General features: G+C 72.3%; 8 protein-coding genes. 2 read left to right on the top strand and 6 right to left on the bottom strand.

Annotated features, from left to right (window positions below; genetic code table 11):
* Window positions 1-172: 172 nt before the first annotated feature.
* The 5 genes from ACYVPE_RS17765 to ACYVPE_RS17745 all read right to left on the bottom strand — a co-directional run bounded on the left by ACYVPE_RS17765 (window position 173) and on the right by ACYVPE_RS17745 (window position 6,292).
* The gene (locus tag ACYVPE_RS17765) at window positions 173-1,198 is read right to left on the bottom strand and encodes a LacI family DNA-binding transcriptional regulator (RefSeq protein WP_461034593.1); all 1,026 of its coding nucleotides are present in this window, start codon (window positions 1,196-1,198) and stop codon (window positions 173-175) included.
* Window positions 1,186-2,865, bottom strand: a complete 1,680-nt coding sequence (locus tag ACYVPE_RS17760; RefSeq protein WP_461034592.1) for a glycoside hydrolase family 13 protein — start codon at window positions 2,863-2,865, stop codon at window positions 1,186-1,188. The genes ACYVPE_RS17765 and ACYVPE_RS17760 overlap by 13 nt, the downstream gene beginning before the upstream one ends.
* A 55-nt stretch (window positions 2,866-2,920) precedes the next feature.
* A complete protein-coding gene (locus tag ACYVPE_RS17755; RefSeq protein WP_461034591.1) occupies window positions 2,921-3,829 on the bottom strand; it encodes a sugar ABC transporter permease in 909 nt (302 codons plus the stop codon).
* 155 nt (window positions 3,830-3,984) lie between these two features.
* Window positions 3,985-5,013 (bottom strand): carbohydrate ABC transporter permease, encoded by a 1,029-nt coding sequence (locus tag ACYVPE_RS17750; protein WP_461034590.1) that lies wholly within the window; start codon window positions 5,011-5,013, stop codon window positions 3,985-3,987.
* Between the two features lie 25 nt (window positions 5,014-5,038).
* Window positions 5,039-6,292 (bottom strand): extracellular solute-binding protein, encoded by a 1,254-nt coding sequence (locus ACYVPE_RS17745; protein WP_461034589.1) that lies wholly within the window; start codon window positions 6,290-6,292, stop codon window positions 5,039-5,041.
* A gap of 281 nt (window positions 6,293-6,573) precedes the next feature.
* On the opposite strand from ACYVPE_RS17745, the gene ACYVPE_RS17740 reads away from it, so the two are divergent.
* Window positions 6,574-7,602 (top strand): LacI family DNA-binding transcriptional regulator, encoded by a 1,029-nt coding sequence (locus ACYVPE_RS17740; RefSeq protein WP_461034588.1) that lies wholly within the window; start codon window positions 6,574-6,576, stop codon window positions 7,600-7,602.
* Window positions 7,603-8,116: 514 nt separating this feature from the next.
* Entirely contained in the window at window positions 8,117-8,998 is an 882-nt protein-coding gene (locus ACYVPE_RS17735) for a phosphatase PAP2 family protein (RefSeq protein WP_461034587.1), read from the top strand.
* Between the two features lie 21 nt (window positions 8,999-9,019).
* On the opposite strand, the gene ACYVPE_RS17730 is transcribed toward ACYVPE_RS17735, so the two are convergent.
* Window positions 9,020-12,019: a bifunctional [glutamine synthetase] adenylyltransferase/[glutamine synthetase]-adenylyl-L-tyrosine phosphorylase gene (locus ACYVPE_RS17730; RefSeq protein ID WP_461034586.1), complete on the bottom strand. Its 3,000-nt coding sequence runs from the start codon at window positions 12,017-12,019 to the stop codon at window positions 9,020-9,022.
* Window positions 12,020-12,195: the final 176 nt, after the last annotated feature.

Genomic DNA, 12,195 nt, shown 5'->3' with positions numbered 1-12,195 from the left:
CCTCCCGGAGGACGGAGGGCCTGCAAGGGAAAGAAAGAACTGCAAGAACTTGCGGAGACCGTAGGGGCGACAGCCAGGTCGGTCAAGGCATCGCGCACGACTCCCGTAACCTCCGCGCCACGACTCCGCAATTTCTTGCGAAGCGCGGCGCGTTCGCGCACCCGACGAGCGGTCAGCCGCGCGGCGCCACCGCGGTCGAGCCGCGCAGCACGAGCTCCGGTTGGAAGACGAACTCGGTGTGCTGCACGAGGTTGCCGCCGATCTCCTCGAGCAGGGCGTCGACCGCCGCGCTCGCCATGGCCCGCACCGGCTGGCGGAGCGTGGTCAACGGCGGGTCGGTGAAGGCGAACAGGTCGGAGTCGTCGTAGCCGACGACCGACACGTCGGTCGGTACGTCGAGCCCGCGCTGCCGCACCGCCCGGATGGCGCCGAGCGCCATCATGTCGCTGCCGCAGACGACGGCGGTGCAGCCGGCGTCCAGCAGGGAGGAGGTGGCGGCCTGGCCGCCCTCGACGCTGAACAGCGTGTGCTGCACGACGCCCCGCCCGTTCAGCTCGGCCTCGAAGCCGGCGACCTTGCGCCGCACCGGCACGAACCGGTGCGGCCCCACGGCCAGGCCGATCCGCTCGTGGCCGAGCGCCCGCAGATGCCGCACCGCGATCCGCGTCGCGGCGGCGTCGTCCGGGGAGACGAACGGCGCGTTGATCCGCTCGTTGAAGCCGTTGATCAACACGAACGGCACGCCGCGCCCGGCCAGCCTGGCGTAGCGGGCCGGGTCGGCCGTGGTGTCGGCGTGCAGCCCGGAGAGGAACACGATGCCGGTGACGCCGCGTTCGACGAGCTGGTCCACGAGGTCGTCCTCGGTGGCGCCGCCCGGCGACTGGGTGCACAGCACCGGGGTGTAGCCGTGGCCGGCCAGCACCTGCTCTATCACCTGGGCGAAGGCCGGGAAGATGGGGTTGGTCAACTCGGGGATGACCAGACCGATCAGCCCCGCGCTGCGCTGCCGTAGGCGCAGCGGGCGCTCGTAGCCGAGGACGTCGAGGGCGGCGAGCACCCGCTGCCGGGTGGCCGCCGCCACCCCCGACTTGCCGTTGAGCACCCGGCTGACCGTGGCCTCGCTGACCCGGGCCTGCTGGGCGAGGTCGGCGAGCCGGGGGCTCCTGGCGTCCGAGCCCGGATCGCTCACTCCCCCCACCAGACGGTGGTGTCGGCCGGCAGCGCGGTGCCCTCCGGCCAGGGGCCGCTGGCCAGCAGCCGGCTGCCGCCCGGGGTGAGGACGTCGGGCAACTCGACGGGCTTGTCGGTGGTGTTGACGGCGCAGACCACCGCGGGCCCGTTTTCCCCGGACCGCCGCCGGAAGGCCAGCACGCCCGGCGGGGTGGCCAGCCACTCCACCTCGTCGCCCGCGCCGAGCGCCGGCTGCTCGCGGCGGATCGCCAGCGCCGCCCGGTACAGCTCCAGGGTGGCGGTGGGGTCGCCGGTCTGGGCGGCGACGGAGAGCTTGCCCCAGGCCGGCGGCTGCGGCAGCCAGCTGCCGCCGCTGCCGAACCCGAACGAACTGCCCTGCGCCGTCCAGGGGATGGGCACCCGGCAGCCGTCCCGCAGCCCGTCCTGCCCGTCCTCGGCGTCCGTCGCGTCGGCGGTGTGGTTGGCGCGCCGGAAGAACGCCGGGTCCTGGCGCACCTCGTCCGGCAGGTCGACGACCTCGGGCAGGCCGAGCTCCTCGCCCTGGTAGAGGTAGGCAGAGCCGGGCAGCGCCAGCATCAGCAGGGTGGCGGCCCTGGCGCGGGCGAGGCTGTCGCCGAGCCGGGTGCGGTGCCTGACCACGTCGTGGTTGGAGAGCACCCAGGTGGTGGGGGCGCCGACCGGCCGCATGGAGTCGAGCGAGCTGTCGATGACCTCGCGCAGCTCGTCGGCGCCCCAGGGGGTGGTCAGGTAGTGGAAGTTGAACGCCTGGTGCAGCTCGTCGGGGCGGACGTAGAGCGCGGTGCGCTCGGCGGTCGGGGTCCACGCCTCGGCGACGGCGATGCGCTGCTGCGGGTACTCGTCGAGGATCTTGCGCCAGGAGCGGTAGATCTCGTGGACGCCGTCCTGGTCGAAGAACGGCAGCACGTCGGTGCCGAGCATCCTGAGCTGGCCCGACTGGCCCATGTCGGGCAGTCCAGCCTCCTTGATCAGGCCGTGCGCGACGTCGATCCGGAAGCCGTCGACGCCCATGTCCAGCCAGAACCGCAGCACGGAGCGGAACTCGTCGTGGACGGCCTGGTTGTCCCAGTTGAGGTCGGGCTGTTCGGGGGCGAAGAGGTGGAGGTACCACTCGCCCGGGGTGCCGTCCGGGTTGGTGGTGCGGGTCCAGGCGGGGCCGCCGAAGATGGACTCCCAGTCGTTGGGCGGGAGTTCGCCGTCGGCGCCCTTGCCAGGCCGGAAGTGGTAGCGGTCCCGCAGCGGGGATCCCGGGCCCTGGCGGAGCGCGCGCTGGAACCACTCGTGCCGGTCGGACGAGTGGTTGGGCACCAGGTCGACGATGATCCGCAGGCCCAGGTCGTGGGCGTCGCGGATGAGGGCGTCGGCGTCGTGCAGGTCGCCGAACATGGGGTCGATGGCCCGGTAGTCGGCGACGTCGTAGCCGGCGTCCGCCTGGGGCGAGGCGTAGAACGGGCTCAGCCACACGGCGTCCACGCCGAGTTCGGCGAGGTAGGGCAGCCGGCTGCGGATGCCGGGCAGGTCGCCCATGCCGTCCCCGTCGCCGTCGGCGAAGGAGCGCGGGTAGACCTGGTAGATGACCGCGTCGCGCCACCAGTCCGGCCGGCTTTCGGTGCCGGGGCCGTTCGGCTCGGTGCGGTCGGCGAGGTGCTGGGTCATGTCATCCCTGGGTGGTTGGGGCCGGTCGGGAGGGTCGGGGTCCGGTGGTCGGCGCTCAGGACTTCGTCGCGCCGGCCGTGAGACCTGACTGCAGATGGCGCTGCGCGTAGCCGAAGACGAGCGTGGCGGGCACCGCGATCAGCACGGCGGCCGCCGTCATCAGGTGCCAGTCCTGGGTGTGCTGGTTGACGAAGGTCTGGAGGCCGCCGGCGAGCGTGAGGTTGGTCTCGCCGGTCAGGAAGGCGGTGGCGTAGGCGACCTCGGCCCAGGCGGTGACGAAGGTGTAGAAGCCGGTCACGGCGAGGCCCGGCCTGGCCAGCGGCATGACGAGCCGCCAGAAGGTGCCGAACGGGGAGAGCCCGTCGACCCGGCCCGACTCGTCGATGGAGACCGGGATGGTGTCGAAGAAGCCCTTCATCATCCAGGCGCAGAACGGCACGGCGATCGTCAGGTAGGTGACGATCAGCGCGACGGGCTGGTTGAGCAGGCCGTAGCGCGACATCAGGTTGTAGAGCGGCACGATCAGCACCGCCATCGGGAACATCTGGGTGATCAGCAGGGTCCACATCAGCGGGCGCATGCCGGGGAAGCGGAAGCGGCTGAGCGCGTACCCGGTGGTGGCGGAGATCAGCACGCCGACCACGGTGGTGACGAGCACGATCAGCACCGAGTTACCGAACCAGGTGAGGAACTCGGTGTCGTTGATGACGTGGTCGTAGTTGTCCAGCGTGAAGTCGGAGAGGAAGGAGAGCGTGAAGGTGTCGCTCTTCGGCTTGAAGGAGGTGACCAGCAGCCAGAAGGGCGGGAAGACCGCGATCACCGCGGCGAGCAGCAGCGCCAGGTGCAGGCCGACGGAGGCGCGCCGGGAGCGCTCCCCACGCTGCCGGCGGTGCCGGCTGCGGTGGGCGACGGAGCGGCCGGAGCCTGAATCGTCTCGCTGTGCCGTCTCAGTGGAGGCCATCACTCTCCTAGTGAGCCGATCACGGGTTTGGGCAGATGGGGGAATAGCCCCCTTCGCCTGTGGTAGCTTCTCTTCGTCCCGAAAGGGGTCGGTTCGGGCTGGACCGCAACCTTCGGGTTGGAAGCCCTCGTTCTTCGGATCGGGGTGCGGAGTCACGGTCACCACACCTCTCCTTGCTTGCGGAGAGCCCTGCGGTAACCCATCGCGAACAGCACCAGGAGCAGCAGGATGAGCACGCCCCAGGTAGCGGAGTTCGCGAAATCCCGAGGACTGGAGACGAAGGCCAATCGGAAGGCCTCGGTCACCAGGATGTCGGTCGATCCTGCTGGCCCGCCGCGGGTCAGCAGGAAGATCACCGGGAACATGTTGAAGGTCCAGATGGTGCTGAGCAGCACCACGGTCATGCTGACCGAACGGACGCCGGGGAGCGTGATGTTCCAGAACCGCTGCCAGGCGTTGGCGCCGTCCATCTCGGCGGCCTCGTACTGCTCGCCGGGTATGGACTGGAGGGCGCCGAGCATCGCGATCAGCATGAAGGGGACGCCGAGCCAGACGTTGACGGCGATGACGGCGACCTTGGCCCAGGTGGGGTCGGAGAGCCAGGCGATGCCGTCGATGCCGCCCTTGTCGAGCAGGCCGTTGAGGATGCCGTTGCGCTCGTTGTAGAGCATCCGCCAGGCGAAGACGGAGACGAAGGCCGGGATGGCCCAGGGCAGGATGAGCGCCATCCGGTAGAGGGTGCGGCCGCGGAAGGCGCGGTTGAGCATCACGGCGAGGCCGAGGCCGAGCAGGAAGGTGATGCCGACGCAGGCGACCGTCCAGACGACGGTCCAGCCGAGCCGGTCCCAGAAGTCGCCGTCCCTGAGGATCCTCGAGTAGTTCTCGAGGCCGACGAACTCGTAGGTCGCCTCGATCTTGTTGACGCCGATCTGCCGCTCGACGTTGGCCTCGTCGGCGTCGGTGAGCGAGAGGTAGACGCCGCGGACCAGGGGCCAGCCGATGATCACCCCGATCACGGCGACCACCGGCGCGATCATGGCCCAGGCGTACCAGTAGGTGGCGAGCCGGCGGCGCAGCGGCCCGGCGGGCCGGTCGGCGCGCCGCCCGCGGCGGGGGCCGCGGGCGCGCTCGGCGCCCGCGGCCAGGACCGGGGCCGTGCCCGGTGCGTTCACGGTGTCAGCGGCCATCGTGTCGGCCCTCCCCGCCCATCGCTCACTGCCAGTCTTCGAGGAGGTCGCGGTAGGCGTCGCCGGTGTCGGCGGCCGCCTGCTCGGGCGACGCGGAGCCGGTGAGCATGGCCTCGATGGAGATCTGCAGCGGCTCGAAGAGCGACTGGGCCTGCGGGATCCAGGGGCGCTCGTGCGCCACGTCCACGGCGGGCTTGAAGAACTGCACCATCTCGTTGTCCACGACGGACTGTTCGGCGTAGACGGACTCGCGGGTGGGGAGCAGGCTCAGCTCCTCGGTGATCCGCTGCTGGGTGGCGGCCGAGCTCATGTAGCGGACGAACTCGAAGGAGGCGTCGGCGTCCGGGGTGCCGGCGTACACGCCGTAGTTCCAGCCGCCGAGCGGGGAGCCCTGCGCCTGGCCGCCGGCGGGGACGGGGGCGACGCCGAGGTCCTCGCCGAGGGCCGCGGTGGCGTCGGCGATGGCCCAGGGGCCGTTGATCATCATCGCGACCTCGCCAGCGGCGAAGCCGGACATCATGTTCTCCCAGCCGTCGGTGGTGTCCGTGATGCCGGCGCCTGACGCGATCAGCTCGTTCATCCGGGCGAACGCCGCGGTGCCGGCCTCGTCGTCGACGGTGACCCGCTGCGCCTCGTCGTCCACCAGGTCGCCGCCCTCGCCGTAGAGGAAGGGCAGGAACCAGTAGGGGTCGTCGCCGCGGACGTAGAGCGGGGTGACGCCCTGTTCCTGGAAGGCGGGGAGGGACGCCTCGACGTCGTCGAGCGACTCGGGCACCTCGACGCCGGCCTCCTCGAGCAGGCTCCGGTTGTAGAAGAGCGCGAGGGTGTCGGTGACCTGCGGGACGGCGTACGTCTGGTCCGCGTACTGGGTGCTCGCCCAGGCCGTCTCCAGGAAGTCGTCCTCGTTCTCCAGCGCGGCGGTGCCGTCGAGCGGGTAGAGGTAGCCGAGGCTGGCGAAGTCCGCCACCCAGGCGACCTCGGTGCGCATCACGTCCGGCGCCTCGTTGGCGCCGGCCGCGTTCTTGAACCGGTTCTGCGCGTCGTCGAAGCCGATGTTGACGTACTCGACGGTGACACCCGGGTTCTCGGCCTCGAAGTCCTCGGCGACCGCCTGGAAGACCTCGGCCTCGGTCTCGTTCGAGGTGTCCCAGAAGGTGACGGTGCCGCTCAACTCGCCGCCGGCGCCGTCGTCCCCGCTGGAGTCGTCGTCGCTGCCGCAAGCCGTTGCGGCAAGAGCCAGCGCCGCCACCACGGCTGTCGTCCCTATGCTGCGCCGCATGTGAACTCCTTCAAAGCGTTACGCCCGGTTCGGGGCGAGGCTGATTCGCCCCGCTGCGTCGCGCCACTGCGGCGCCGGGCTGGCAGGAACGTAACAGTGGGGCAATGCTTTGGAAAGACCTTGCGGCAATTTTCTGCAAGGAAGATTATGGTGCCAATCCGCCGGAATCCGCCCCGCGCCGGCGCACGCTGAGTGGGCGTCAGCGAACGAACTCCCACAATCCGGTGCACTCCGCCCCGCCCGGTGGGCATGCCGACCCCCGGCCGGTACAGTCCGGATCCATGACCGCACGGCTTGCCGACATCGCAGCCCAGGCGGGGGTCAGCGAAGCGACGGTCAGCCGGGTGCTCAACGGCAAGCCGGGCGTCGCCGCCGCCACCCGCGACTCCGTGTTGACCGCGCTCGACCTGCTGGGCTACGAGCGCCCGGCCCGGCTCCAGAAACGGAGCGCGGGCCTGGTGGGGCTGATCACCCCCGAGTTGGAGAACCCGATCTTCCCCGCGTTCGCCCAGGTCATCTGCCAGGCGCTCACCCGCCAGGGCTACACGCCGGTGCTCGCGACCCAGACCCCCGGCGGTTCCACGGAGGACGAGCTCACCGGCATGCTGGTGGAGCGCGGCGTGGCCGGCATCATCTTCATCTCCGGGCTGCACGCCGACACCAGCGCCGACATGGAGCGCTACGAGCGACTGCGCGCGCACGGGGTGCCGTTCGTGCTGATCAACGGCTACTCGCCCAAGGTGCGGGCGCCCGCCGTGTCCCCCGACGACCGGGCGGCGATGCGGCTCGCCGTCACCCATCTGGCCTCGCTCGGCCACCGCCGGATCGGCCTGGCCCTCGGCCCTGCCCGCTTCGTTCCGGTGCGCCGCAAGATCGAGGGCTACCTCCAGGCGATGCGGGAGGAGTTGGGCCTCCAGGCCGCGGAGGCCGAGCGCTTCGTTGAGCACTCCCTCTTCACCCTGGAGGGCGGCCAGGCCGCGGCCGCCGCGCTGCTGGAGCGCGGCTGCACGGCGGTGATCTGCGCCAGCGACATGATGGCGCTCGGCGCGATCCGCGCGGCGCGCCAGCGCGGCCTGCCGGTCCCCGAGGGCTGCTCGGTCATCGGCTTCGACGACTCGCCGCTGATCGCCTTCACCGACCCGCCGCTGACGACGATCCGCCAACCGGTCCCGGCCATGGGCCAGGCCGCGGTCCGCGCCCTCCTCGAGGAGGTCGGCGGCACCCCGGCGCCGCCCAGCGAGTTCGTCTTCATGCCGGAGCTGGTGGTGCGGGGATCGACGACGGCGGCGCCGACGGCGGGAGGAACGTGACGGCCGCACGGCGCATGCGGGGGCCCGGGGGTCGCCCCCCGGAAGAACGCAGCATGCCGGAGCTGGTGGTGCGGGGATCGACGACGGCGGCGCCGACGGCGGGAGGAACGTGACGGCCGCACGGCGCATGCGGGGGCCCGGGGGTCGCCCCCCCGGAAGAACGCAGCATGCCGGAGCTGGTAGTGCGGGGATCGACGACGGCGGCGCCGGCCGTGGCTTGAGGAGCCCGGTTCCGGCGCCGGCCCGTGGGGTGGCCGGTCGAAGACCACACCATGGGTTGACCTCCTCCCCACCAATCGGCGGGGAGTCCTCCCCTCACAGGTTGGGCTTTCTGCTTCATCGCTGACAGCCTCCGTGGGCGGAACCACAGGCCGGGTCTTACACCAGCTCCACAGACCTCACTTCCCGCCAGCCCGGCGGTAGGTCCAAGGACGGGAGCAATCCAGCGTATCCGGACGACTTTCCCAATTGCGATGATCAGCTCGCCGTCAGTCTTCTGGCAGACTGTGTATCTATGGGGGCAGGCGGCGTCACGGTGAAAGAAGAAGAGCAAGTGGAAGCGGCTGAGCCCGTGACCAACCGGTCAGAATCGGCTTCGGCCGCCCGCCCGAGACACCTGGCCAGGCTCCGCGCCCCGCACCGGCCCAAGCTCTGGTTCGAGCTGCTGCTGATCGCCGTCAGCTACGGCGTCTACTCGCTCATCCGCAACGCCGCACCCGAGCGCATCGAGACCGCCCAGCGGCACGCCCGCTGGATCTGGGACCTCCAGGGCCACCTCAGCCTCGACTTCGAGCTGGCCGTCAACCACGCCATCGCCGGCGTCACGTGGCTCATCGTCCCGATGAACTACTACTACGCCACGCTGCACTTCGTGGTGACCATCGGGGTGCTGGTCTGGCTCTTCCGCCACCACCCCGGGCGCTACGGCGCGACCCGCCTGGTGCTGTTCGCCACCACCGGGGTGGCGCTGCTCGGCTACTACTTCTTCCCGCTGGCGCCGCCCCGGCTGATGGCCGGCATGGACTTCATCGACACGGCGGCGGTGCACCGCACCTGGGGCTCGCTCTCCAACCAGGGCACCGCCATGGCGGACGTCTCCAACCAGTACGCGGCGATGCCCTCGATGCACATCGGCTGGTCCCTGTGGTGCGGGATCACCATCGCCGTGCTGGCCAGGCCGCTGTGGCTGCGGATCCTCGGCGCGCTCTACCCGGCGCTCACCCTGCTGGTCATCGTGGCCACCGCCAACCACTTCTGGCTCGACGCGATCGGCGGCGCGATCTGCCTCGCCTTCGGCTACCTCGTCGCCCGCCTCTGGTTCGGCCGGTGGTGCTACCGGCTGCCGCGCCAGGTGCCGGAGCCGGAACCCGCGCCGGCCACGGCCCAGCCCACGTAACACCTCAACCCTCGTAGCCCCTCACCCCTCATAAAACAGCCGCTCCACGACGACCCTGGCGCGCCGGGTGGTGCGCCGGTAGTCGTCCAGCATCCGGCCCACCTCGCCAGGCTCGTAGCCCAGATAGCGGGCCACCGCGGCCGCCTCGCGCGGGTCGCCGGGGAAGGAGTCGAGCGGCCGACCGCGCACCAGCAGCGCCGCGTTGCGCGCCCGGGAAGCCAGCACCCACGCCTCGTCGAGCACCCCCGCGTCCTCCTCGTCGAGCAGCCCGGCCGCCGCGGCGGCGGCCAGCGCGGCCCGGGTCCTGGTGGTGCGCAGCGCCGGCACCTCGGCGCCGTGCCGCAGCTGGAGGAGTTGCGCGGTCCATTCGACGTCCGACAGCCCGCCACGGCCCAGCTTGGTGTGCAGGGTGGGGTCGGCGCCGCGTGGCAGCCGCTCCGCCTCCATCCGGGCCTTGAGGCGGCGGATCTCCCGCACCGACTCGTCGCTCAGCCCGTCGGCCGGATAGCGCAGCGGGTCGATCAGCTCCACGAAGCGGGCGCCGAGCTCCACGTCCCCGGCCACCGGTTCGGCGCGCAGCAGCGCCTGGCTCTCCCAGACCAGCGACCAGCGGCGGTAGTAGGCGGCGTAGCTGGTGAGGGAGCGGACCAGCGGGCCGTTCCTGCCCTCCGGGCGCAGCCCGGCGTCGATCAGCAGCGGCGGGTCGATGCTCGGCAGTTGCAGCAGCCGGATCATCTCGTTGGCGATGGCGAACGCGGCCCGCGCGGCCGGCTGTTCCTCGACGCCCTCGCGCGGCTCGTGGACCAGGATCACGTCGGCGTCCGAGCCGTAGCCCAGCTCGTGGCCGCCGAACCGGCCCATGGCGATGACGGCCAGCCTGATCGGCGGCTCCGCGCCGTCCGGCGTGGTGGCGTCGGTCGCCGCCCGCAGCGCGGCGGCGATGGCGGCGGCGTTGATGTCGGTGAGGGCGTGGCCGACCCGGTCGAGCACCGCCGCCGGGGGCCGGGCGGCCGGGCTGTCCTCGGGCGTGTACGCGTCGATGATGTCGGCGGCCGCGGTGCGGAACAGCTCGCGGCGGCGGACGCCGCGCACCGCGGCGACGGCCGCCTCTGGGCTCCCGGCCCGACGCACCGCGGCCAGCGCCTCCTGGCTGAGCGCCGCCCGTTCGCGGGGGCGAAGCCCGGCCGGGTCGCCGAGCAACGCGACGGCCTCGGGGGCCCGCAGCAGCAGGTCGGGGGCGAAGCGGCCGGCCGACAGCACCCGGGCCAGGTTCTCGGCGGCCGCGCCCTCGTCCCGCAGCAGCCGCAGGTACCAGGGGCTGGTGCCGAGCGCGTCCGACACCTTGCGGAAGCCGAGCAGCCCGGAGTCCGGGTCGGCCGAGTCGGCGAACCGGTCGAGCAGCACCGGCAGCAGCGTCCGTTGGATCGCGGCCTTCCTGCTGACCCCGGAGGCCAGCGCCGTCAGGTGCCGCAGCGCGGCGACCGGGTCGGCGTAGCCGAGCGCCTCGAGGCGCTCGCGGGCCGCGGCCTGGCCGAGCCTGACGACCTGCCCCTCGCCGCCGAGCCTGGCCACGGCGTCCAGCAGCGGCCGGTAGAACAGCTTCTCGTGCAGCCGCCTGACGGCCGCGGTGTGCCGGCGCCAGGCCGCCGTCAGCTCCTCGACCGGCTCGCCGAGGAAGCCGAGCGACCGGCCGAGGCGGCGCAGGTCCACGTCGTCGACCGGCATCAGATGGGTGCGCCGCAGCCGGTGCAGCTGGATGCGGTGCTCGACGGTGCGGAGGAAACGGTAGGAGGCGTCGAGGGACTTGGCGTCCTGCCGGCCGACGTAGCCACCGGCGGCCAGCGCGTCGAGTGCGTCGAGGGTGGTGACGTGCCGCAGCTCGGGATCGGTGCGGCCGTGCACGAGTTGCAGCAGCTGGACGGCGAACTCGACGTCACGCAGCCCGCCCGGCCCGAGCTTCAGCTCCCGCTCGGCCTGGGCCGCCGGGATGGACTCCTCGACGCGGCGCCTCATCTGCTGCACGTCGGAGACGAAGTTCTCCCGCTCGGCGGCCCGCCAGACCAGCGGCGCCACGGCGGCGTGGTACTCGGCACCGAGGTCGGCGTCGCCGGCGACCGGGCGGGCCTTCAGCAACGCCTGGAACTCCCAGGTCTTGGCCCAGCGGCGGTAGTAGGCGAGATGGCTGGAGAGGGTGCGGACGAGCGGCCCGTTCCGGCCCTCGGGCCTGAGGTTGGCGTCCACCGGCCAGATGGTGCCCTCGGCGGTGGTGTCGGAGCAGATCCGCATCATGTGGGCGGCGAGCCGGGTGGCGGCCTGGAGCGCCGGGCCCTCCTCGGTGCCCTCGGCCGGCTCGGCCACGAAGATCACGTCGACGTCCGACACGTAGTTGAGCTCCCGGCCGCCGCACTTGCCCATTCCGATGACGGCCAGCCGGCAGGCCGCGGCGTCGGCCGGCGCCTCGCGCTGCGCGATCCGCAGTGCGGCGCGCAGCGTCGCGGTGGCGAGGTCGGCCAGCTCGGCGGCGGTCTCGGCGAACCCCGTGGTGCCGGTGATGTCCCGGGCGGCGATGGTGAGCAGCGCTCGGTAGTAGCGGACCCGGAGCCCGTCCGGGTCGGTGGCCGGCGCCAGCGCCGTCTCGAACTCGACGGTCCCCGGGTGCAGGTCGGCGGTCTCGAACGCGACCAGCGCCTGCCAGTCGGCGGGATACCTGGCCAGCCGGTCGGCGAGCCCCTCCGACGCGCCGAGCACCCCGAGCAGCCGGTCGCGCAGCGGCTTCGCCGCCAGCAGCGTGTCCAGCAGCAGCGCGAGTTCGTCGGCCGGCTGGGCCTCGGCGAGCCTGGCCAGCGAGCGGAGCGCCAGATCGGGGTCGGCGGTGGCGCCGAGCGCGTCGAGCAACACCCCGTCGCCGGCGGCCGGGCGCAACACCGGACCGTCCAACAGCACCTCGGCGGCCCGCGGGTCGCTGAACCCCCGACGCAGCAGTTGCCCGAAACGGCTGTCCCGTCGCCCCTCGACCGGCACGGTTCGTCCCCTCTGCGGTGTCTGACACGGCCTGGGGGTGAGCGTACGCCTGCCGCGCGATGCGCGGCGTGTGGCCGGGAGGTGGGGTTTTGCCCACCCACCCGCCCTTTCGTCCGCGCTCCGCGCGGGGGTGGGCCGCTGCGCGGAGCGCCGGGGGGCGCCCCGCGGTCGGCGCG

The sequence above is a fragment of the Streptomyces mayteni genome, assembly GCF_054783955.1.
This window is presented reverse-complemented; position numbering and strand designations above follow the sequence as displayed.